General features: G+C 60.1%; 22 protein-coding genes. 15 read left to right on the forward strand and 7 right to left on the reverse strand.

Features of this window, described 5'->3' with window-relative positions; genetic code table 11:
• Positions 1-10: 10 nt before the first annotated feature.
• Together E2N92_RS09985 and E2N92_RS09990 are read right to left on the reverse strand one after the other, a co-directional pair.
• On the reverse strand, positions 11-1111 hold the full coding sequence (locus E2N92_RS09985) for a type IV pilin domain-containing protein (RefSeq protein WP_220681026.1): 1101 nt from the start codon (positions 1109-1111) through the stop codon (positions 11-13).
• Positions 1112-1122: 11 nt separating this feature from the next.
• Positions 1123-2028, reverse strand: coding sequence for a hypothetical protein (locus E2N92_RS09990; RefSeq protein WP_220681027.1), 906 nt, complete (start codon positions 2026-2028; stop codon positions 1123-1125).
• A 108-nt stretch (positions 2029-2136) separates the two neighbouring features.
• On the opposite strand from E2N92_RS09990, the gene E2N92_RS09995 reads away from it, so the two are divergent.
• The 15 genes from E2N92_RS09995 (at position 2137) to hisE (ending at position 17528) form a co-directional block, all read left to right on the forward strand.
• Positions 2137-3153 carry a radical SAM protein gene (locus E2N92_RS09995; RefSeq protein ID WP_220681028.1) on the forward strand — a complete coding sequence of 339 codons (1017 nt, stop codon included), beginning with the start codon at positions 2137-2139 and terminating at the stop codon, positions 3151-3153.
• A 71-nt stretch (positions 3154-3224) separates the two neighbouring features.
• Positions 3225-3914, forward strand: coding sequence for a polyprenyl diphosphate synthase (gene uppS, locus E2N92_RS10000; RefSeq protein WP_343222878.1), 690 nt, complete (start codon positions 3225-3227; stop codon positions 3912-3914).
• A gap of 395 nt (positions 3915-4309) precedes the next feature.
• Entirely contained in the window at positions 4310-5995 is a 1686-nt protein-coding gene (gene polX, locus E2N92_RS10005; RefSeq protein ID WP_220681029.1) for a DNA polymerase/3'-5' exonuclease PolX, read from the forward strand.
• Entirely contained in the window at positions 5992-6582 is a 591-nt protein-coding gene (locus E2N92_RS10010; protein WP_220681030.1) for an undecaprenyl diphosphate synthase family protein, read from the forward strand. The genes polX and E2N92_RS10010 overlap by 4 nt, the downstream gene beginning before the upstream one ends.
• A gap of 1012 nt (positions 6583-7594) precedes the next feature.
• Positions 7595-8263: a metal-dependent transcriptional regulator gene (locus tag E2N92_RS10015; RefSeq protein WP_220681031.1), complete on the forward strand. Its 669-nt coding sequence runs from the start codon at positions 7595-7597 to the stop codon at positions 8261-8263.
• Positions 8263-10119 (forward strand): ferrous iron transport protein B, encoded by a 1857-nt coding sequence (feoB, locus tag E2N92_RS10020; protein WP_220681032.1) that lies wholly within the window; start codon positions 8263-8265, stop codon positions 10117-10119. The genes E2N92_RS10015 and feoB overlap by 1 nt, the downstream gene beginning before the upstream one ends.
• Position 10120: 1 nt before the next feature.
• Complete coding sequence (locus E2N92_RS10025) at positions 10121-10831, forward strand: RAD55 family ATPase (RefSeq protein ID WP_220681033.1); 711 nt, start codon at positions 10121-10123, stop codon at positions 10829-10831.
• Complete coding sequence (locus E2N92_RS10030) at positions 10828-12003, forward strand: GTP-binding protein (protein ID WP_220681034.1); 1176 nt, start codon at positions 10828-10830, stop codon at positions 12001-12003. Before E2N92_RS10025 ends, E2N92_RS10030 begins: the two co-directional genes overlap by 4 nt.
• 7 nt (positions 12004-12010) lie before the next feature.
• Positions 12011-12760: a diphthine synthase gene (gene dph5, locus E2N92_RS10035; protein WP_220681035.1), complete on the forward strand. Its 750-nt coding sequence runs from the start codon at positions 12011-12013 to the stop codon at positions 12758-12760.
• Complete coding sequence (locus E2N92_RS10040) at positions 12757-13323, forward strand: DUF357 domain-containing protein (RefSeq protein ID WP_220681036.1); 567 nt, start codon at positions 12757-12759, stop codon at positions 13321-13323. Before dph5 ends, E2N92_RS10040 begins: the two co-directional genes overlap by 4 nt.
• A gap of 144 nt (positions 13324-13467) precedes the next feature.
• A complete protein-coding gene (locus tag E2N92_RS10045; protein WP_220681037.1) occupies positions 13468-14493 on the forward strand; it encodes a flippase-like domain-containing protein in 1026 nt (341 codons plus the stop codon).
• Positions 14494-14534: 41 nt separating this feature from the next.
• Complete coding sequence (locus E2N92_RS10050) at positions 14535-14984, forward strand: bifunctional nuclease family protein (protein WP_220681038.1); 450 nt, start codon at positions 14535-14537, stop codon at positions 14982-14984.
• Between the two features lie 841 nt (positions 14985-15825).
• Entirely contained in the window at positions 15826-16491 is a 666-nt protein-coding gene (locus E2N92_RS10055) for an MBL fold metallo-hydrolase (RefSeq protein ID WP_220681039.1), read from the forward strand.
• 291 nt (positions 16492-16782) lie between these two features.
• Positions 16783-17238, forward strand: a complete 456-nt coding sequence (locus tag E2N92_RS10060) for a NusA-like transcription termination signal-binding factor (protein WP_220682998.1) — start codon at positions 16783-16785, stop codon at positions 17236-17238.
• Positions 17235-17528 carry a phosphoribosyl-ATP diphosphatase gene (gene hisE / locus E2N92_RS10065; protein WP_220681040.1) on the forward strand — a complete coding sequence of 98 codons (294 nt, stop codon included), beginning with the start codon at positions 17235-17237 and terminating at the stop codon, positions 17526-17528. The genes E2N92_RS10060 and hisE overlap by 4 nt, the downstream gene beginning before the upstream one ends.
• A gap of 874 nt (positions 17529-18402) precedes the next feature.
• Here hisE and E2N92_RS10070 read toward each other — a convergent pair.
• The 5 genes from E2N92_RS10070 to E2N92_RS10090 all read right to left on the reverse strand — a co-directional run bounded on the left by E2N92_RS10070 (position 18403) and on the right by E2N92_RS10090 (position 23356).
• Positions 18403-19137 (reverse strand): SIMPL domain-containing protein, encoded by a 735-nt coding sequence (locus E2N92_RS10070; protein WP_220681041.1) that lies wholly within the window; start codon positions 19135-19137, stop codon positions 18403-18405.
• Positions 19138-19333: 196 nt separating this feature from the next.
• Entirely contained in the window at positions 19334-19702 is a 369-nt protein-coding gene (locus tag E2N92_RS10075; RefSeq protein ID WP_220681042.1) for a hypothetical protein, read from the reverse strand.
• A gap of 1246 nt (positions 19703-20948) precedes the next feature.
• Positions 20949-22064: a hypothetical protein gene (locus tag E2N92_RS10080; protein ID WP_220681043.1), complete on the reverse strand. Its 1116-nt coding sequence runs from the start codon at positions 22062-22064 to the stop codon at positions 20949-20951.
• A 49-nt stretch (positions 22065-22113) separates the two neighbouring features.
• A complete protein-coding gene (gene msrB, locus E2N92_RS10085; RefSeq protein ID WP_220681044.1) occupies positions 22114-22554 on the reverse strand; it encodes a peptide-methionine (R)-S-oxide reductase MsrB in 441 nt (146 codons plus the stop codon).
• A 370-nt stretch (positions 22555-22924) separates the two neighbouring features.
• A complete protein-coding gene (locus E2N92_RS10090) occupies positions 22925-23356 on the reverse strand; it encodes an FKBP-type peptidyl-prolyl cis-trans isomerase (RefSeq protein ID WP_220681045.1) in 432 nt (143 codons plus the stop codon).
• Between the last annotated feature and the right edge of the window lie 52 nt (positions 23357-23408).

Raw genomic sequence — 23408 nt, forward strand, 5'->3', positions numbered from 1 at the left:
GTTTCTCTGGCTAGAGGATGGTGTAACTCTCCGCCCCGCCGTCATAGTACACGGATTTGCCAACATGGCTGATGCTGATGAGGTCGAGGTTCATCACACCGAATGAGTCGGGGATGAGGTGGGTGAGGACAAACCCGCTCCTGTCTTTCCAGTCCTCGACGACGACCTCGTCGTCGACTTCGAAGTAGGTCCATTTGTTCTTCGGCTCGACCGAGAGAGTGAGAGTGGAGTTCAGGTCGTCGTAGCCGCCGATCCAGATGTCGCCGAAACCGATCGCACCCTCGCCGAGGAGTTCGCCGTTGACGCTGACCCTGACGTCAGGAAACTCAAAGGTACTGATCGAAGATATGCCGATATGGATGAGGCCTTTCTGGTCGCTTAAGAACGTGATTTCGACCCGGTCGCCAGGGGAGAGGGCCTGATACTGTCCGTCGACGTTGATGGAGGACCACAGACCGGTGACCCTGAATGCAAAGGTGCCGCCGCCGTTGATTACCCCCTCTTTCGGGTGCTCTGTTATGAGGGTGATGTCGTGGCCTGTGACGGGGTGCGGCGTTGTCGGTATTGTGGTCGGGATCGTCGTCGGGATTGTCGTCGGCGTCGTGGTCGGGATCGTCGTTGGTCTCACGGTCGGTACCGTGCCCGAACCCCCGGCGTCCGCCTGTGACCCCCCGCCGTCCGCCCCGCCTCGATCTCTCTGGTAGGAGGGTTCGGCAATGACAATCTCGCCGCCTCTGGTATCGACGGCCGAGACAACGACCCTTTCGGGTCTGCCCTGGCCCGTATAGGTGAGGGTCTCGCCGATCGACCAGAGGCTGTCGTTCCCGGTGAGGTTGAACGCGGCCGTTCTGTCCTCAAGTCCGGCGCCGGTATCGACATAGACCCGGTACTTCCCCTCGGCAAGGGGATCGCCGCCTTCATGGAAAAGGATAAATGAACCGTTGCTGGAGTTTCCCGCGACGATGCTCGCGTGCGGCACCTCTGCCACATGGGGTTGGGAGAAGAGCGTCACCACCACGATCGCCACCGCAAGCACCACCAGAGCGATCAACAGGACGCTCCCGATGATCTCAGAGACGCCTTCCTCGTCTGGTCTTTGCAGGTATGCCATCGTTGTTCGCCTCACTCGATCAGGGATGCCGCATTGAAGACCGTCACTGCATAATCTGCCGTCGTGACACTGAGGGCGACGTCGGGGGTTCCTTCAGGCCCGGGGCCGTCGACCCGGATGGATACTGTTCCCCCGGCGTCGGTGCCGACCGAGTACCACTCCGCGGGCACGCCGCCGTTTCTGGTCGCCTCACGGAAGACCTGTTTAAGGGCCTGCGCTTTCCCGGCATCTCCGGTCTCAACGGTGATCGTCACATTCTCGTAGAGGCCGTCAAGGTCGTACGGCGGCATGTCCCGCAGCCGCGACTCGATCCGCACCGGACCTGACCCGGCGAAGAGGGCCGAACCGGTGATGTTCACCGGGGTGAACCGCACGGCGGCCGTGGTATTGTTGATGTTGTAGACCGAGAGCGGGGGGGCCACCCGGACGGTCGTTCCCCCCTCCTGTGTCAGGAAGACCGCACCCATCTGGTAGGTCCAGGTCTGATCGACCCAGTAGTTGTTCCCGGAGACGTACTGCACCAGGCCCAGGGGGATCCTCACCCCGCCGGGGTTGTCGCCGGTGGCGATGGTGACGGCCCCTGCGTCGGACCTGACCTCGACCGCGCCCGACGACCCCACCGGCGCGAGGACGGGAAGAGCGATCCCTCCGCCCTCAGTCGCCGCCGTGCCCGACCCGAGGTCGAAGGCCGTCGAGAGAGTGACGCCGTTCAGGTGGTTCACCCAGAGCGAATCGAGCGCGATCTTGTAGTCGGTGAACCGGTCTTTCACCTGGTTCATATGCGCGATCTCGTTCTCCCGCCCTGCTGCCGGCACCGCATAGAGTTGATAAACCGAGAGTGCAAGCACGAGGACGCCGAGGAGGAGGACAAAACCCACTACTTCAGAGAGTCCTTCATCGTCCTGTGCCCGAATCATGGTACCGATGTACATCGGTGCGATATTTATGTTTTTCAAATGGGCCTGCCATGCCGTCTAGGATATGGTTAAGGATGACCGTACGTACATATACGGTGGACGGGTTCTATGAACACAGACGAAACGGGTCGTACCGGCGGCTGCGGGCCGCATCTCTCTGATGGGTGTGTCCTCTGCTATGAGGGGGCGAAGATGGTTCTTTTCGTGACCGGGGTGTGCGGGAGAGACTGCTGGTACTGTCCGCTCTCCGAGACGCGCCGGGGACGGGAGGTGGTCTACGCGAACGACCGACTGGTGAAGAGCCCAGACGACATCGTTGAGGAGGCCGAGATGATGAGCGCGCTCGGCACCGGCGTCACCGGCGGCGAACCCTTCCTGGTGCTGGACGAGGTCGTCTCGTACTGCCGTCTTCTCAAGGAGCATTTCGGGCCCGACCATCATATCCACCTCTATACCGGGATCGCCCCCACGAAGGCGCAGCTCGAACCTCTCCGCGGGCTCGTGGACGAGGTCCGTCTCCACCCGCCGCAGGAACACTGGGCCGATATCCTGGCCGGTCCGTACGCTGCCTCGGTGCGGACCGCCCGCGATCTCGGGTTTTCCATCGGGATCGAGGTTCCGTCTCTCCCGGGCATCGAAGCCCTCGCCGCGATCCTGCCTGAACTCGATTTTCTCAACATCAACGAACTCGAGTGGAGCGAGACCAATGCCGTGGCCATGCGGGAACGGAACCTCGACCTTGAGGACGGTCTCCACAATGCCGTCGGCGGGGCAGAGGCCTGGGCCGCTCCTCTTCTTGACGACCCGAAGGTCCACTTCTGCTCCTCGGCCTTCAAGGACTCGGTCCAGCTGCGGGAAAGGCTCAAAAGAATCGCGGCCAACACGGCCAGACCTTTCGATGAGATTACCGAAGACGGAACGGTCGTATATGGGGTTCTCGAACTGGAAGACGGCGATCTTCCGCTGCTCCTTCAGGAAAATATATATGAGATCGAAGTCTCTGGTAATCAGGTCGAGATGGCGTGGTGGATGCTTGCTGAGATGCGAGACCAGTTGCCCGGGCGCAAATATGTCGTGGAGCGGTATCCCAATGGCGGGATAGTCCTGGAGGTGACGCCACTCTGAATCTCAGAGGCCAGATTGAACCGCTTTACGAGCGCTATCTCAACTGGCAGTGCAAACATATTCCTGCCCATATCGCCATCATCCAGGACGGCAACCGGCGATATGCAAGGCTCAACAACGTCGGCACCATAGACGGGCATCGGGCGGGTGCGGAGACCACCCAGCGCGTCCTGGAGTGGGCGCAGGATCTCGGGATAAGGACGATCACCCTGTACTCCTTCTCAACCGAGAACTTTAAGCGCGATCCTGCCGAGGTCGACTATCTCTTCGAACTCTTCAAGAGGAAGTTTGCGGAGATCCGTGAGGACGACCGGGTGCACCGGAACCAGATCAGGGTCCAGATGATCGGCGACCGTTCGATGCTACCCCATGATCTCCTCGAGATCATCGAGGCTGCGGAGGACGCCACCCGCCACTATAGCCGGTACTTCCTCAACATCGCCCTGGCGTACGGCGGGCGCAACGAGATCGTCCATGCCGCCCGGGGAGTCGTGGCAGGGGTGAGAGAGGGTACGGTGAAGGCCGACGCGATCACCCCCAAGACGGTCGAGTACTACCTGTACGACGGGATCCATCTCCCCCCGGTCGACCTCATCGTGCGGACCGGGAACGAGCGGCGGACCTCGAACTTCCTGCCCTGGATGGCAAACGGGAACGAGTGTGCGGTGTACTTCTGCGCCCCGTACTGGCCGGTCTTCAGGAAGATCGACCTGCTGCGGGCGATCCGGGTGTACGACCAGCGGGTGCGGAGACGCCGGTAACCTTTTCCTGGTCCTGAATGGTGGCTGTGTAGAATTTTGCATGAGGCGAACGCCCGCCTCAAGCATACGGGATGAAAATATCAGATCAGATCTGGATCGATTCTTGACCTTCATCCTTGCGTTCGAGGAGTGAATCGAAGTCAAGCACCATGCCGCCCCTCGGCTATCTTCGTCGTGGGGGGTCCGGGGGGCAAAGCCCCCCGCAGAGAGAGCAATCCAGATGATTGCAACAAAGCCCGAATCCCCATTATAATCGCGGAGGCCGACATTCTGGATCATTATCATAATAGGACCTGAAGCGTGTTTCTGCTTCGTGCTCGATACTCCAGGGCTTTTTCCGATACAATTTTTCCGGAGCCCCACACCGATAAATATCGAGGACACAACTCCCATCTATGGACGCGACCAACCGGCAGGTTGCAGAGGTGCTTGCGGAGATCGGCGCCCTGCTCGAGATCCTTGGCGAGAACCCCTTCAAGGTGCGGGCCTATGCGAGGGCCGCCGAGGTGGTCGGGCACCTGGGCCGGTCGGTCGCGGGGATGGACAGAGACGAACTCGAGGTGCTTCCCGGGATCGGGAAGGCAATTGCAGAGAAGATCACCGAGATCGTCGAGACCGGCACCTGCAGGGAACGGGAACGTCTCCGCGAGGCGATGCCGCCCGGGTTACCGGCGCTGCTGGACCTCCAGGGTGTAGGCCCAAAGACCGTCCGCAGACTCTGGAAAGATCTCGGGGTCGGTGGGCTCGACGACCTCGAGGCCGCGGCACGGGGGCACCGGATCCGGACGCTCAGGGGCTTTGGCGAGAAGAAGGAGCATGAGATCCTCAGGGCGGTCGGCGTCGCCAGGAGGGGTTCCGAACGGATGAGCCTGACCGAGGCCGAACCGCTGGCAGACCTGCTGCTCGCCGCCATCCCCGGGGAGGCACGGGTGGCCGGCAGCCTCCGGCGCGGCCGGTCCACCATCGGCGACATCGATATCGTCACCCTCGCACCAGCCGCCGAGACCGCCCTGGCCCTGGCCGGGGTCGCCGACGAGGTCATTGACGCCGGGGAGAAGAAGGTCTCGGTCAGGATCGGCGGACGGCGGGCCGACGTCAGGTTCACCGCTCCCGACGAGATCGGGGCGATGCTCCTGTATCTCACCGGCTCGAAGGCCTTCAACATCAGGCTCAGGGAGGTCGCCCGGTCCGCTGGCATGCGCCTGAACGAGTACGGGCTGACCGACCAGGAGACCGGCGGACTCAGGCGGTTCAGGACCGAAGATGAGGTTTTTGCGGCGCTTGGGATGAGTCCGGTCCCGCCGGAACTGCGTGAGGACCGGGGAGAGGTGGAACTGGCCCTCGAAGGGGCTCTTCCTTCCCTCGTGGACGTGCAGGAGGTCAGGGGCGACCTCCATGTCCACTCAGATTGGAGCGACGGCTCGATGAGCCTGGAGGAGATCGCCGCCGCCGGGGAGGCGAGGGGCTACGAGTATGTCCTGGTCAGCGACCACTCGGCAAGCCTCGGGATCGCCCGCGGCCTCGACGCCCCGGGGCTTGCACGGCAACAGGCGGCGATCGAGCAGGTGAACCGCACTGCAGGGTGCACGCTCCTTGCCGGGGTGGAGGTGGACATCATTGCCGACGGGAGGCTCGGCCTCCCCGACGAGGCGTTGGAGGGCTGTGACCTGGTCATCGCATCGGTCCACTCGGCCTTCGGCCAGGACGAAGACGTGATGACCCGGCGGGTGATCGCCGCCATCGAGAACCGCCGCGTCGATATCATCGGCCATCCGACCGGGCGGATCATCGGCCGGCGGCCGCCGGTGGCCGTCGACATGGAGCGAGTCATCGGCGCCGCAGCCGAAAACAGAACGGCCCTGGAGATCAACGCCTCCCCCGGCCGCCTGGATCTGGATGATATTTATATTAAGCAGGCCCATGAAAGGGGCGTGAGACTTGCAATCGGAACAGATGCCCACGCCCCCTCTGAACTCGCGAATATCAGATATGGTCTCGCCCTCGCACGCCGGGGGTGGTGCGGGCCCGGCGACATTCTCAATACCCGGTCACTTGCGGACCTGACGGGGCGGCACGGATGATCCACTGGCTCTACGAGCGGCTCCTCCTCAGGAACCTGGATAAACTCCCTCACCATGTCTGTTTCATGATCACCGGCGAGGACATGATCGAAGCGCCCCGCCAGATCGTCGAGACGACGGAGTGGTGCCGGGAGGTCGGGCTCAGCGGGGCGACCTTCCATATCTCGACCGATCGGCCGGACGAGATCAGGGCATGTCTCCCGGCGATCCGGAAGGTCGGAGACATCGCCAGCCTCAACCTCTACTATGCCGAGAACGTCGAGACGGCCGGCGAGGGGATGGAGGTGACCGTTGCCGTCGGAAAGAGCGGCCGGGAGGAGATCGCCGCATGTATCAGAAAGATCGCCGAAGAAGGGGTCGACCCTGCGGAGATCGACGAGGAGACGATCGAGCGCCACCTCACCTTCAGGTGCATGCCCGACCTGGTGATCAAGACCGGCGGCAACTATCTCACCGACTTTCTCATCTGGCAGTCCGTCTACTCTGAACTCTTTTTCCTTGATGTGAACTGGAAGTGGTTCAGGAAAGTCGACTTTCTCAGGGCCCTCAGGGACTACCAGTCCAGGGCGCGTCGGTTCGGGACCTGAACAGGGCGCGGGGCGGCAGGGTTGCCGGGGGGTGCCCCGGATCCCCGGGATGGCGATTGGGCCGGAAAGGCAAAATCGGGCCCTGTAGAAAGCATCCCCCTTTTCATCATCTCAACCCCCCTGTGAACCGCGAATCCATCGCCTTCCTTCATGCTCACGCCGGGGACGTTGCCCCTGGACCCCCACGACGAAGATAGGGGTGGGGCGGCAGCACGCTCTTGAACGAAACCGTACTTCAGAGCCTTCATTCCCCTCACCTGTCAGGGCCAGGGGAGTTTTGGGATGACCTCCATGAAAATGATCCCGAAGATTATCTCTCCGGGTTTGCATGAGAATGTGCACTCACCAGATCTCTTTGAAGATGATACACAGATGATAGAACATTCTTCAGAGTGATCGGCCGCCTCCAATCGTTGAATCTTCACCGTCGTCTCGCGCCGGGGGGCGTTGCCCCCGAACCCCCCCCACGGCGAGGATAGGCAGGGGCGGCGGTTGAACGAAGTCTCCACCGATTCTTCTGTCTTGAAAAGAGAGAGAAAACAAGCGACGGAAAATGTTCATCCCGTGTGCTTGAGGCGTGCTTTCACCTCATGAGCAATTCTACACGGTGTGCGCCCCATAAATTGCCCCTCGATTTGGGCTTCTCTTCCGCCCTTTTCAGGGGCGTACCTGGAGTTCATGGCCCCATCATATTACCTTGGGTCATACCGACGCTCAGCGGCCCTTGAGAGGCCCGGTTTCTTCCATGCATTGAGGTAAATACGGTCTCTATGCCTATATCCCCAAAGACGCCCGATACGGGCCCGGATCGGGGGGTCTGTCCCGGGATCCGGCGGCGATATGGCCGTATTTGGGGGAGAGCCGTCGTAACGGGAAGGCAAGGAGATGAGCGTGAAGAAGGGAGTGCTGTCCTCGCCGATCCTCATTAAAGGAGAGTCCGGGGGAAGGGCGGACCCGTCGCGGTCTGCAGGGAACCAAATCCATAAGACTGGAAACCCCAAACAATGTAGGTATGAGTTCTTCCGTCCGGGAAGACTGTCTTGAGGCGATCCTGACCCTGGTGCAGGAGCACGAGCGCCCGGTCAGCGCCATGGAGATCGGCGAAGCGGTGGAGGCAACCGCGTCCGAGGTCACGACATCGGTCCAGGCGCTGGTCGAGGAAGGGTGCCTCAGGGGTGAGGACGGAGGATATCTGCTGACGCCTCGGGGGAGAAGTGCAGCAGAGGCTGTTTTAAGGAAGCACCGCGTGCTCGAGTGTTTCCTGCATGAGATGCTCGGGATGGACGAGAACACCGCCTCGAAAGAGGCCTGCATCCTTGAACATACCGTCTCGGACGAAGCCATCGATCGGCTCTCCAGTTATATGGGGAACCCTCGCAGCCGGGCACGGGGACGGGGAGGGCTGCGGCGACATGGCGCTCCCCCGGCCGACTGCCCGATGGATCCCATCCACAACGGCCACCGCCCGCTCCTGGACTTTTCCGAAGGGGCGACGGTGAAGGTCGCGATGATCCGGTGCATCGGCCGGAACCGTCGGCTCATCGACCTCGGGATCCTTCCGGGCAGAGAGATCACGATCCGGCGCAAGCTCCATAACAACGCCCTGGTGGTCGGCGTGATGGGTGCCGACATCGCACTCTCTCCAGAGATCGCATCGATCATCTTTGTGGAGAGGACTTGATGAGGTGCGCGCTTGTCGGGAACCCGAGCGTCGGCAAGTCGCTCATCTTCAACCAGCTCACCGGCCTCGGCGTCGAGGTGAGCAACTATCCTGGCACGACCGTCGAGTTGATGCAGGGGACGCTCTGTTACCAGCGTTCCTCGATTGAGGTCGTCGACCTCCCTGGCATCTATTCTCTGGACGGCGATTCGGCCGAAGAGGAACTGGTCCGGACGTACCTGATGACCGATGCGCCGGAAGTCATCGTTGCAGTCCTCGACGCCACCCGGCTTGAGCGCAACCTCTACCTTCTCCTCCAGGTGGCCGAGTATGGGATCCCGACCGTCGTCGTCCTGAATATGATCGACGAAGCGGCGGCCCAGGGGATCGCCATCGACCGCGAACGCCTCGCCGAACTCCTCGGCCTGCCGGTGATCGAGACCGCCGCCTCCCAGGGACAGAATATCGGCGAGATCATCCCGGCGGTCCTGACCGCGACGAAGACCGCGACGCTCTCGGTCCCGTACAACCCCCAGGTCGAGGCCGGGATCAGGAGTCTGGAGAAACTCTATGGTGCCTCCAGGCTCCGGGCTCTCCAGGCCCTGCAGGGGATCGGCGACGATGCCGAACTCCTCGAAGGGGCCCAGACGATCGCGGAAGAGATCGAGGCCAGGAATCATATGGCCCCCCACCAGATCGTCGCCGCCAACCGCTATCTCTGTGCCCGGCGGATCATCGAGGCCGTCATCGGTGCCCAGGAACCGGACCACCGGTTCTCTCTTGACCGCCTCCTGACCCGGGCCTTCCCCGGTATCCCGATCCTCGCGCTGGTCCTCCTCTCGATGCTGGTCACCGTCTTCATCGCCGGCTCGTTTCTCGAAGAACTGATCGTCGAGAACTTCAACCTCTATATCATCGAACCCTTCCTGGCCCTCTCCCTCCATCCGCTTGCCGAGACCCTCGGTCACGCCGCGCTCCTTGCGGTGGTGGCAGGGCTCGGGATCGCCTTCCCGTTCGTCTTCATCTTCTACATCCTCCTCTCGATCATCGAAGACACCGGCTATATGACCCGGGCCGCCTTCCTCGCCGACCGCTCAATGCATCACCTCGGCCTCCACGGCGGGGCCCTCATCCCGATGGTGATGGCGTTCGGGTGCAATGTCCCTGCCGTCATGGCGACCGGGCAGATGCGGAGCGGCAGGGAACGGACCATCGCCGCCTTCCTCATCACGATGGTCCCCTGCTCGGCCAGAACGGTGATCATCGCCGGGATCGTCGCTGCGTTTGTGGGGATCGGCGCGGCCCTCTCGGTGTACCTCATCGTCCTCGCTCTCATCCTGCTCACCGGGTATGTCATTGCCAGGTACGTTCCCGGAGGACAGTACGGCATGATCCTGGAGATGGCCCCCCTGCGCCGCCCTGACCCGGTCCTGGTGCTACGCAAGTCATGGGAACGGATCAAGGAGTTTCTCTTCATCGCCATGCCGCTCCTTCTGGTCGGCAGCGTCGTCCTGGGCGCGCTGGACTATTTCGGCTACGTGGAAGCCTTTTCCCGGGCGGTCGCCCCTATCTCCGAAGGGCTGCTCGGCCTCCCCGCCTACGCCTCCACCGCCCTCCTCTTCGGGATCCTCAGGAAGGAGATGGCCTTCGAGACCCTCGCCGTCCTGGCCGGGACCACCGACCTTGGATCGGCGATGACCGCGGTCCAGCTCTACACCTTCGCCGTGATCAGCGTTCTCTTCGTTCCCTGCATATCCACCATCGCCGTCCTCCTCAAACAGGTGGGGACAAAGATCACGCTTGCCGTTTCGGCATACACGATCATGCTCGGTTTTTTGGTGGGCGGGATCATACACCTGATCACAGGTATGGTCTGATATGGATCCGTTCAAGACAGGCATCCAGGCGATCGACGAGACCACAGGAGGGATCCCTCCGGCTTCCAATCTGCTTCTTCTTGCTCCTCCCTTTGCCGGTGCCGATCGTCTGGCATATCATCTGGCCCAGCCCGGAGAGAGCGACTATACGGTCGTCATCTCTGCCGACGGCGATGCGCTGGATGTCGAGGATTCATTCGATCTCTCTGAAGAGGAACGCCGCCGCCTCTGGATCATCGACTGCATCACCAGGACGATGGAGCCCACCGCTACCGACAGCGACCGGGTGAAGTACGTGGCGAGTCCGGTGGACCTGACTGGCATGGGGATCAAGTTCACCAGGATCCTGGAGGAGATCAAGGCTGAAGAAGCGGCCGGGGGCACCGGCGGGGTGCCGCGGGTGCGGTTCTGTGTCAACTCTCTCTCGAGTTTTCTCATCTATTCAAAACTCGAGGCGATTTACCGGTTCTTCCATATTCTCTCCGCCAGGGTCAGGCGGATGAACGGGTTTGCCGTCTATCTGCTCAACCCCACCGCGGTCGACGAGAAGACCATCTCGACCCTTGAACAGTTGATGAACGGGGTCATCGAGGTCTCGGCTGATGACCGCGGCGACGGGGTGAGATCGCTGGACCTCAGGACGAAGGGTGGTGTCGTCGTTCGGGACGTCCGCTACCACATTGCAGGAAACGAACTTGTGGTGGAACCATGATCCGGACCGGTATCCTTGCGTTCGACAGAATGATCGGGGGGGGCGTACCGAAGGGAAAAGGGGCCCTCTTCTCGCTGGGGCTTGGGGTGGAAGGGCAGCAGTTTCTCTTCAGCGCCCTCAAGAGCGCCAGGCGGCAGGAACGACGTTGCCTGGTGGTGGTTCCCCACGCTACCAGAGATGCGTTCCTTGCCGGGTTTGCCGGGACACCGTACCGTGTCGAGGCGGGAACGGGGATCGAGTTCTTTGACGCTTCGGTCTTCGAGGAGATCGACGCCGGACGCGCCGCCACCCCGGAGAGCGAGGCCGGGATCTGGGAGGAACGGGTCGATACGGTGTTGGAGGAGCATGCCATCGACGCGGTCTTCCTGTACTCCAACCGTCTCTGTGACGCTCTCGGGACATGCCGGGCCCTCCGGCTCTTTGTCGATCTTTGCGCAGCGCGAGGCGTGACACTCTTTGTGGAGTATCTCAACCTCTATGACGACCGCCATCTCGAGGAGATCAGGGCCACCGTCCCCTTCGACCTGGTGGTGACGGCCGGCGAGGGGTTCGGGAACCATATGTTCCTGAACTATTTCAGGGTGGAACAGGTATCATGGATGGATATCCCGTCCCGTCCTCTCCCCTTCGTGGTCCATGAAGACGGCCGTCTCGTCCCTCAGATCCCGAAGATCGTCGTCACCGGGCCGATGGACGCCGGCAAGACCACCTTCATCAGGACAGTCTCGAAGATGTGGGTCTCCTCGGATCATGAAGGGCTTTCAGGCACCCCGACGACGGTCGCGATGGACTTTGGAAATCCTGCGGTTACCTGCAGTGGTTTTGAGATCAATCTCTTCGGCACGCCCGGACAGGAACACTTCGGGCCGATCATCAGGCACCTGCTCACCAATGCGACGGGGGTGGTCTTCATGGTGGACGGTTCCAGCGCCAGGGGCCTCGATGGGGCGCAGGGGATGCTGGCGCATGTGCTGGCCCTGGACGTCCCCTTTGTCGTGGGTGTGAATCGAAAGGACCGCCCCGGGGAGATCGGCGAAGAAGTGGTGCGGGAGAGGATCGGGATCCCTGAAGGGGTGCCGGTCATCTCGTTCTCGGCCCGGAAGCGGGACGAGGCGACGGCGGTGGTCGACGCCCTCGTGGGACTGATCGTCCACGGACAATCTACGGAGTGAACGAGTGATGCTGACATTTATCGGACTTGGTCTCTTTGATGAGAACGACGTATCGGTCAAGGGGCTGGAGCGGATCCGGCGGGCCGACCATGTGTTTCTTGAATGCTATACCTCGGTCCTGACCGGGACGACCATTGAACGGATGGAGGAGTTCTTCGGGAAGGAAGTGAAGACGCTTGGCCGGGACGACGTCGAGGGGCATCCTGAAGATTTTCTCGGGCTTGCAAAAGATTCGGACGTGGCGTTTCTCACCGCGGGCGATCCCATGGTCTCGACGACCCATATCGACCTGCGGATCAGGGCCGCGGGCATGGGGGTCAGGACGGAGATCATCCATGGAGCCTCGATCGTGAGTGCGGTCTGCGGCCTTACCGGTTTGCAGAACTACCGGTTCGGGAAGTCGTGCTCTCTTCCGTTCCCGTATGGGAAATGGGCGCCGAAGACTCCGATCGAGGTGATCGAGCACAACATGGCCGAGAACCTGCACACTCTCGTCTATCTGGACATCCAGCCTGACCGGTACATGCGGGTTCCTGAAGCGGTGGCGCTCCTCGAGGAGATGGCCGCCGAACGCGGTCTCTCGGTCCCGGTCTATGTGGGGGTGGCCAGGGCCGGGTCGGCCGAACCGATGGTCGCGGCCGGGACCGCCGGCGACCTGGCGACCGTGGACTTCGGCGGGCCGCTTCATATTCTTGTCGTGCCCGCCGACCTGCACCATATGGAACGGGAATATCTTGAGACCTTTGCCGGCCTATGACACTGCCGCTCCGCGACGCCCTTGCCGCCGATCTCTCCGCGGTCGCTCCCGCTCCTCCGGAGGGTTCGGCCCTTGCAGGGGTCTGTGCCTGTGTCCTGCGGATGGTCTCGTCCTATCTCTCTGACGGGACGGTCTTTGCCGATGGGGGCGATCTGGTCAATGCCCATGCCAGTTTTGCCTATGCCTACGGGTGGCTGGACGCCGGCGCCTTCCTCGGGCTCTATCATGGCAGGACGGTTCCGGGCGACTATGACCTCTCCGCCTCGACCGGCCCGGACCTCCGCGCCCATCTGGAGGAGAAGACGGCCCGGTACGAACGGCTCCTGGCCGAGGCGACCGCGTCGGTCTCCCCGGCACCCGATCCCGAGACCCCGATGTACCGGGCGGCATGCCGGATCGCCGATGAGGGCCGGGCCGCGCTGGTACGGGGACAGGAGTGTGCCGCCGACCTGCAGCTGGAAGAGGCGCTCGGCTGGTATTCGTACGGCTACGGCTGGCTTGACGCCGGGGTTCAGGCCGGAGTTTTTGGAATTGTGGGGAGACGGGATATTTTTACGGTCTGAATAGGCTTTTTCCCCATTTTTTCGAGAGAATATATTCATATCTCCTCTTCTTCCTATTCCCGATACTCAAAGGGTTTATACTATGGTCCATAACCTTAGTGGAACAGAACGCACCCGGTCCTCCGCCGGGTGCAAGGGTGCCAGATGAAGAGATCGCAGTGGAAGTGGCTTGCCGTTTCGCTTGGGTTCAGCAGTATCGTACTCATTCTGGTTCTCTACTTCACCTTTGACGAGAGGACACTGACCTATCTCTCCAGGCTCAACCCCTGGTATCTCGCCCTTGCTCTGGTTGCCCACATCGCGGCCCTCGGGATCTGGGCACTCAGGATGAAACTCCTCTCCCGTTCGCTTGGATATCGGGTCGGATTGTTCGGATGTCTCAACGCCGTCTTCGCAAACCTGCTCATTGCGGGGATTACCCCCTCACAGGCAGGCGGCGAACCGGTGCGTGTTCACGAACTCTACCGTTCAGGCGTCAAACTTGGCGATGCCACGGCGGTGGTGATCATGGAACGGATCCTGGACGCTGTGGTGCTGGTGGCCATCAGCATTGTCTCGATGGTCCTGCTGGGCCAGCAGTGGCAGAGTATCGGTTCGGGCCAGGCAGGTCTGATCTATGCGTCGTGGGTGCTCATCGCCGCCTTTGTCCTGCTCCTGCTCTATCTGTTCAGAAACCCCCATGTGCTGAAGGAGTGGCTGAAGAGGATCTCGCTCTGGCTTGATAAGAGGAAGAGAAAACGGAATGCCGAAAAACTGGCCGCGTTTCTTGGCAAGATCGACAGCGAGGTCGACAACTTCCACGGGAGTCTGGGCATGTTTGTCAGCCGCGGGAAGTTCGGGCTTTTCCTGGGGATGGTCTGCACCGCACTCTTCTGGATCATCGAGTTCGTCATCGCCTCGGTCATCCTGATGGGTCTGGGGGAGCAGCCGTACTTTGTGGAATCGTTCATCGCCCAGATCCTCATCGCCCTCCTGATGATGATCCCGCTCACGCCCGGTGGATCGGGGATTGCGGAGGTGAGCGCCACCTCGATCTACGGGATCTTTGTTGACTCTGCGATTGTCGGGGTCTTTGTCCTCCTCTGGCGGATGATCTTCTACTATTTCAACATCTTCGTCGGTCTGGTGGCGAGCATCGGCATCCTCAAGCGTGAGGTCAAGAGACTCTGACCGCCGCAACCCTTAACAGCCGTGAGATGATCTCGTAACTCATGGGAGCCGTGGACGCGACTGTACGGGGAGTGTTCTTCACTGCCAGTGCCGGGGGGGCGGTGCCTGCTGTCCTGCTTGGTCTCCCCTCCGGAAAGGCGTTGCCGATTTATATCGGGCTGTGGGAGGCGATCTCGATCAACAATGCCCTCAACGACGATCTCCTCCCCAGGCCCGGGACACATGACCTTTTTGTTGCAATGATGGAGTCGTACGGGATCAGGGTGACCGGGCTCACGATCGACGACCTGCGGGATGGCGTCTTCTATGCCAGGCTCCTTTCGGTGCGCGAGGAGGGGGAGGAGAGTCTGGACTGCCGTCCCAGCGACGGGATTGCGATCGCCCTCCGGGCCGGGGCGCCGATCGGGATCGAGGAGATGGTGGCCGAGAAGGCTGGAGTCGAAGAAGAGGATCTGCCGGATTTTGTCGATCTCTCCACGTATCTTTCGTGACGGTGGAGAGACCAAAAAAAGGTCCTTAAGAAATCATCATCTCTTCCAGGATCATATCCAGGAACGTTCTGAGGCCTGGATTCTCGGTCGAGCCAGAGCACTTTCTTTCTGGAATTCTGAACGGTAGGTTCTGTTGAATTTTTCATGAGGCGAGCGCCCGCCTCAAGCATACGCGATGAAAATATCAGATCAGATCTGGATCGATTCTTGACCCTCATCCTTGTATTCGAGGAGTGAATCGAAGTCGAGCATCATGCCGCCCCTCGGCTATCTTCGTCGTGGGGGGTCCGGGGGGTGCAACCTCCCGGCGCGAGATGGCAGGAAAATCTCGACGACGGGGGCGGCCGATTCCATCAGAAGAATATTTTTATCCCCTGCATATCGGCTTCAACGGGATATGGCGAGTTCAAACTCTCATGCAAACCTGAAGAGAGGATCGTCAGGATCATTTTCATAGTAATTGGGCATGAACCTCGGGTTCAAGCATACGGGATGAAAATTTCTCGTCGTTTGATCGCTCTTTTTCAAGACTGAAGAACCGACGGGATTGTGTTCCATTGCCGCCCCCACCTATCTTCGGTCCGTGGAGGGTCCGGGGGGTGCAACCCCCCGGTGCGAGACGGTGGGAAAGATTCTGCAATGCAACGGAAGGAGGAAGACATTTCAACCGTTCTCTCGCGCCTGAGGAGATCCGCCGGACCCTTCAGATGAGGATAGCAGGGAGTGGAGATTGAGCGGTGTTCACCCCCATCACCCTGTCGCGAGGATGGGATCGGGGGTTTTGAAACGCTCTTTTTCCTCAAACACAACAACTATAGAAGAAGAAATCATCTCTTCTCCAATGTACACCGTCACCGAAGTCTACAACAACGTTCCCTCCGACCCGGCGCTCAGGACGGCAAAGGGCTTCTCATGCTATATCGAGGAGGCAGCCCTCCTCTTCGATACCGGCGGCGATCCGGCCGTCCTTTCGGCGAACCTCCGGGCGCTCGGGATCGAGCCGGCCGGGATCAGGATGCTCGTCCTCTCTCACGACCACTGGGACCACGTAGGAGGGCTTCAGGCCGTGCTCGGCCGGAACCCTGACCTTGCCGTCTATATCCTCGATACCTTCTCGGAGGAGACAAAATCAGCCGTTGCGGCGGGTGGCAGGACTGAGATCGTCGACGGGTGGCGGGAACTGGCACCCGGCCTCTTCTCCACCGGCCCATGCGGCGACAACCCCGCCGAACAGGCGCTCGCCCTCAGGACAGAGCGCGGATATCTGATCATCACCGGCTGCGCCCATCCCCACATCAGTGCGATCATCAGGACCGTCGAAAGACATGGCCCGGTCATGGGTGCGGTCGGCGGGTTCCATTCAGTCTCCGAAGAAGACATTGAAAGCCTTAAGAAACTCGTCTATCTCTCACCGTCACACTGTACAGAAGGAATAGAGACAATCAGAGAGAAAAACACCGGAGCATTCAAGCAAGGGGGCGCGGGTCGGCAACACCGGTTTTCCTGATCATGCTCAGGGGAGAAAGTATATATATGAAATTATAGAGATGAGTGGTTGGTCCATCCGCGGGTGGCCGGACATCCCGCCCGGGGGGACGACCAGACATCTTCATTCCACTCAAACCCTCTATGAATCCGAGACTGAGCACCATGCCAGTGCGTGTTGGCCGGTATGTCAGACCTGCCAACCTTTTTTTTGCTCTCACACAAACTATATAAGAACACCCGACAGAATTTCCCACGAATTGCAAAAATCGAAAAGAAACGTTGGAAATACGCAATATCAGGAATTTTAAAAATGGAACGGAGTATTGGCTTTAAAGAGAGACGATACATCGAGGAACTCCGCATTCTCACCAAATCAGTGGCAGTCGACTGCATCATCGACGACCGGTTCGACCGGGTGATCTACGTGATCAAACCCGGGGACATGGGACTTGCCATCGGTAAAAAAGGTGAAAACATCCGAAAAATGCAGAAAGTCCTCGGTAAACGGATCGAGATGGTCGAATACGCAGAAGAGAGAGAGGCGTTCATCGCAAATATCCTCAGACCGGCAGAGGTGGACAGCGTCAAAACCGATGAAACCACCGGCAAACTGGAGATCGTGATACGAAAAAAGAGCGAACTCGGGATCGCGATCGGCAAGGGGGGCAGCACCGTGGAAAAGGCAAGACTTCTGGTCAGACGCTTTTTCGGTGAGGAAGTCGGCGAGATCGTCCCGCCTCTCGAAGAGGAGATGCAAAACGCATGAAGAATCTGGAAGTCCTTGAAGAACTCTGGGCCGTCATCAACGAACGGGCCGAACACCCCTCCCCTGACTCCTATGTCAGTTCGATTCTGACGCACCGGAAAGGGATCGACAAACCCCTCGAAAAGGTAGGGGAAGAGGCGACTGAGTTTATCCTTGCCGTCAAGAACGGAGAAAACGACCGGACCATCGAGGAAGGCGCTGACCTGCTCTTCCATTTCTTCCTCGCCCTCAGAGCAGCAGAGATCGACATCGAGGACGTCCTCGGGGAACTCGCTGCACGGAGGAAATAATCCTTTTTTGGCCCTGTAGAAAACATCCTCTTTTCATCACCACAACCCCCCTGTGACCTTCATCCATCGCCTTCCTTCATGCTCACGCCGGGGGCTCTGCCCCCGGACCCCCGGGATTGCGATAGGGTCGGGAAGGCGGAGAGATGACCACAGAGAGGGGGTTGCAGTCCGCCCCCCTATCGTGATGCGGGGGGACCGGGGGGCGGCCAGCCCCCCGTCGAAGAGAACCATCACGATGATTTACCATGAAAATGATCCAGACGATCCTCTCTTCAGGTTTGCATGAGAGTTTGAACTCTTCATATCATGTTGAAGCCGATACGCAGAGGATAGAATATTCCTCTGATGGATCGGCCGCCCCCAATCGTCAAATCTTTACCGCCATCTCGCGCCGGGGGCTCTGCCCCCGGACCCCCACGACGAGGATAGCCGGGGCGGCGATGAAACCAGATCTTCCAAAGATCCTGTCGCGAGGATTGGGGTCCCGCCCACACGCCGTAGCGCAGCTCAGAAAATTTTCATCGCGTATGCGTGAGCCGAGGGTTCATGCTCGATTCTACAAAGCCCCTTTTTTTTGCTTTGGAGAATTCGGCATGAACGCCGATCTCAAGCATACGCGATGAACGTTTTCTGAGCAACGCTTCAGAGGTTGGAGCGATCCCTCTCCTCACAACAGGGCATACGAGAGGGTTCCGTTCAATCGCCGTCCCTCTGTTATCTTCGTCCGTGGGGCGGCGCGCTCCCCCGCCTCCGTGGGATGGGAACGGGAAAGGCCACGTCAAAGCAGCTGGAGAGCATCTTCCCCCCTCCAACTTTCAGGTTCACGCGGCGCTCCAGAAGAGGAATCAGACAGGAAAAAAAGGGTGCGGGTTTTTCAGGCGCAGAGATATGAGATCGAGACCGATGCCGTGACCTTCGCCTCGCCGACCTCGATCGGGGTCGGCATCCCGGCAGCGGCGTCCATCGCCATCGGTGCGTTGAAACTGCGCTCATAGTACGGGATATACGTGCCGCCGATGGTGACCTCCTTGGGGCCGGTGATGATCACGCCTGCAGCGGCCGCAACGGCGTCGGCGTCAGATCGGGCGTGCTCGACAGCCTGGGTGAGCGCCTCGGCTCTAAGTGCCTGCTCCTTCTCGGGACTGAGCGTGAAGTACAGCCCGTTGACCTGGTTGACATCGTTCGCGACGGCGATGTCGATCACCTCGCCGGCCCGGTTCACGTCCTTAAGGGTGACCTGAAGGGTGTTGGAGACATGGTAGATCACCGCCTGGGTTCTGAAGGGTTTGTCGTTGTCGGGTTTTTCATGCCAGATGTTGTAGCCGGTGGTCTTGAGATCTTCGGAGGCGATACCCGCAGCCTTGAGAGCGTTGATCACCTTGTTCATCGCCTGGCTGTTTGCTGCCTGGGCGGCTTTCGGGTCGGTGTTCTCGGTCTCGACACCGAAGGAGATGACTGCCCGGTCAGGGGTCGTCGTCACTTCGCCGGTGCCGGAGGCGTGGATGAGCCGCTCATCGGTGGTGGTGGTGGCTGCTGCGCTGGCACTCCAGATGCCGGCGGCCACGAGCACCATGAGGGCGGTGCAGAGGATGAGTGTGCGCGTACGCATGGTTATCAGGCTACTATCGAACCAGAAAATAAAAATACCTTCCCAAAACTCCGAAAAATTTCGCACTTATCAGGAGGGGTATCGTCCCGGGACGTGGCTGATGTCTGGTTGCAAATGGTCATTTTCGGCTCTGGAAATCCGCCTGATAATACGTCATGATCGGTCTACAGGGCGGTGAGAGATGAAAAATTTAAAATTACGGAAAATTCGAGAAGTACATGAGATGCCACGTAAGATGAGAGAAGAAAAGGGTGAATTTTCCTGTGGGCCGGCTGCTGCAGAGGTCCCTGGAGGCGCTGAAATTTCGACGCCGGAGCGTATATGCTGTGAACTCTGTGGGGAGTGGTTTATTCCGCACTCTCAGGAGGAGGAAGAGAGAGGTCTCTGTCCGGTCTGCAGACGAGCATACACCCGGGTGTGCCCATACTGCGAGCGCCCTTTCAGGACCGATACGTGGCCGCATGAGATCTGTCCTGAATGCTATGAGGACAACCTCTGGCAGAGTGACGGTCCTGTCGACGAGTACGAGGATGAAATGGACTGTCTTGAGGACTACTAGTCTCATTTTTCCCGCCGGCACTTCTCGGTGTCAGATCCCGTCTCTGAGAGTGATTTGAGGCCAGAAACTTCCAGGATATCTCTGGATCGCGCTGAGATCCGGGCACACTCGCCGCCCATATATGGCCGATGAGGGGGGGCCCGACCCTCTCCTATATCTTGCGCCCGGCGGGGTCTGCAGGAGCCGGCGAGATTCTTTTCTTTTTTCGGCTTTGTAGAATCGGGTATGAGCCCCGGGCTCAAGCATACGGGATGAAAATTTTCTGAGCTGCGCTACGGTGTGTGGGCGGGATCCCAATCCTCGCGACAGAACCCTTGGAAGATCTGGTTTCATCGCCGCCCCCTGGCTATCCTCGTCGTGGGGGTCCGGGGGCAGAGCCCCCGGTGCGAGATTCCAGGAAAGATTCTGCGATGAGGGCGGCACATCTGATCATCATGCCTTCCCGCACCCTTGCGCCGGGGGCTCTGCCCCCGGACCCCCGGGATGAAGATAGGGCCGGGAAGGCAGAGGCCCGATCATTCAGGAGATGCATCTGCAATCTGTGTATCAGTCCTGAAGGCGTTTGGTGGATTCAAACCATTATGGAAACCTGAAGAGAGGATCGTCAGGATCATTTTCATGGTAAATCATCTTGATGGTTCTCTTCGACAGGGGGCTTGCCGCCCCCCGAACCCCCCGCGCGAGCGATAGGCAACGGACTGCAACCCCCCTTTCATATTCATTTCTCCGCCTTCCGCCCCAATCTTCATCCTGGGGGTCCGGTGGCGGAGCCCCCGGCGTGAGCATGAGGGAAGGCGATGGATGAAGGTCACAGGGGGGTTGAGGTGATGACGACAAAGATAGGGGCGGGGCGGCAACAATTTCTCGAACGACACCGTGCTTCAGAACCTTCTTCCACTCACCTATCAAGGCCAGAGAAGTTTTGGGATGACCTCAAAATATGCCGGGTATACCTCTGGAACAGGGGGGCCGATCCTGAAATCGCGGTTGATATGGTCATATTTGTGTCGCGATGGGGGTGAGTGCCCCCCATTGCAGACTCTTCACCGCCTTCTCATGTCTGGGGGTTTCACCCCCCGGAACCCCCCACGACGAAGATCGGAGGGGGCGGCGATGAAGTGGTGGTCCCATGTGATTCCTGTTCTGAAGAGGGAACAAGGATCCACTCACCAGAGACCACCAGGAATGTTCATCGCGTATGCATGAGCCTGGAGTTCATGCCGAATTCTACGCGGCCGGTTTCGGGGGAGATCTATGCATCCTCTTTATCTCTCTTCTTTTTGCCGGTGAGGATGATCCCGATGTTGGGGACGATGGCATAGACCGAGAAGTGGCCGCCAAGACAGTGGCGTTCAGGGCGGTAGGCGCTCAGCTGGATGAGAGTTTTTCGGATCCCGGTCAGTTCATCTGCGATCTCCTGATCGTCTTCTTCCGTCTCGGCCCGAACGGCCAGGTTCTCTGCGGCCGGGAGGAGGTGTTCTTTCATCCCCTCGATCTCGGTCCTGTTCACCTCCAGGAGGAGCGATCTGGAGTACCTCCCCTGGAGGGCGCGGAGAAATACAAACTGTGCGAGCAGGAGCGGGACGACCGGCAGAAACGTCCTGAACCTGGAGACCGCCTCGACATCCAGGAGTCTGCCGAGGGTCATGCCAGGGAGGAGCATCGCCGAGACGACCAGGATCCCGGCGACGGCGGCGACGCCGCCGATCACCAGGAGAGCGACGAAGCCCGACCTGACGCCGCCCGCGATCCCGGTCTTGAGATCATGGCGCAGGCCGAGGACTCTCCCGAAGAAACCGGGCGAATAGGGTTTCATGTGCCAGATGGCGATGTAGAAGGCGATGATCGCGATAGACTGCACGCCGACGATCGCCGCCACCTGCCAGCCCGTCTCTCCGGTCGCGGTGAGGATAAGGACGAAGAGGATGTCCAGGGAGTAGATGAGCCAGAACCCCGGTGCCAGGGGCTGACTGTTGATGAAGAAGAGGTTCCAGAAGACCTCGGCGACCGCTCCCCGTCTGGTGGTGACGGTCTCCTTGATCGCACCGACGTCGCGGAGATAGCGGGTGTATTCGATGAGATCCTCTTTACTCAGTTTGGCCTTATCGGCCCCGCCCGAGGGGACGAACATGGCCAGCGGGTGGAACATATAAAGATAGAAACTGGCCACGATCCAGAAGAGGAGGGCCCCGTCGACGAAGAGAAAGAGGGCGGCGGTGGTGACGACGGCGAGGAAAAGCACAATACTTTCAGGCCAGGTCCGTTGTGGGGCCGCTTCCATGCCCCGGTTATATTCCTCCGCACTCCTGACCGCCTCGCGCACCTCGTCCCTGAGGGCCGCGGCCTCGCCGGCGTACACGCTTCCCATAAGAGAATTACTCCTTTATCTGGATTAAGCGTTTTCATCCGTTTTCTGCTCACTTTTCGGCGAAGACGATGGATGCGGAGTTGATGCAGTAGCGCAGTCCTGTCGGCGGCGGACCGTCCTCGAATACGTGGCCGAGATGTGCGTCGCACCGGGCGCAGAGCACTTCGGTCCTGACCATGCCGAAACGCCGGTCAATCTGTGTCCTGATGTTCAGGTTTGAGACCGGGGCCCGGAAACTCGGCCACCCACTGCCGGAATCGAACTTCGTCTCCGAGAGGAAGAGGTCGGTGCCGCAGCAGACGCAGCGGTAGACCCCTGTCGCTTTCCAGGCGTGGTACTTCCCGGTGAAGGGCGGTTCGGTGCCTCCTTCTCTCGCTACCCTGAAGGCCTCGGGGGCGAGCCTCTGCCGCCACTCCTCCCCGGAGAGTCGGCACCGTGCCACGGTCCTCACCGTTCCCAAGGCGACGTCGTAAATCCTGACCTCGTCCATCGCCCCCCCTCATGCAGGGGTGAAGATAAGGGTGTCGGTACCTCGTGTCGAGTCAAGAACGAAAAGTTGTCAACACGATGCAATTGAACGAGAGCTCTCTCCTCGCGTGAAGAGATCGTAGGGATCGGCACGATCTTTTTCATGATTCGGCCCTTGCCTTCCCCCCTCTCTCTTCATCATATCGATCCATTCGTGCCGCCCAGATTGTTGAATCTTCATCCCCATCCTGCACCGGGGGGAAACCCGCCGGACCCCCCCCACGGTAAGGATAGGAGCGGGGCGGCGACGAAGTGGTGGTCTCGCTCGGTGCCCTGTCGTGAAGAGTGTGATCAGTGGCATCCCGGTCGGATAATTGAGTGATGATACGAGACTAGGCCCGTCTCCTGATCTCCATGAGGGTGAGGCTGAAGGTGAGATCTTTTCCGGCGAGCGGGTGGTTGGCGTCCACGACCACCCAGCGTTCGCTCACCTCCTTGATGGTGACGAGCGAGCTCTTCCCGTTCTCGAGGCTGACCCGTGCAATCCCGCCCGGGACCGGTTCCTCAGGGAGGTTGAGTTTTTTGCGTCTGATCCTGAAGACCAGTCTCATTTTGTGAGGTCCATATGCCTTTTTCGCCGGGAGAAAGACGGTCTTCGTCTCCCCGGGTGCCATGCCGATCAGTGTCTCCTCAAAGGCCGGATTGATCGTCCCTTCCCCGAGGGTCACCTCCTGCGGTTCCTCAGAGTGGTCGAAGACGGTGCCGTCATCAAGCGTGCCGGTGTACTCGACGAGGACGACATCGCCCTGCGCTGCCCTCTCCATGCCTCTCTGGTGCGGCGGGCAGGGGCATAAAGGTGCGGCACAGCAAAGGTTT

This window comes from Methanofollis formosanus, assembly GCF_019633745.1.
Classification (GTDB): domain Archaea; phylum Halobacteriota; class Methanomicrobia; order Methanomicrobiales; family Methanofollaceae; genus Methanofollis; species Methanofollis formosanus.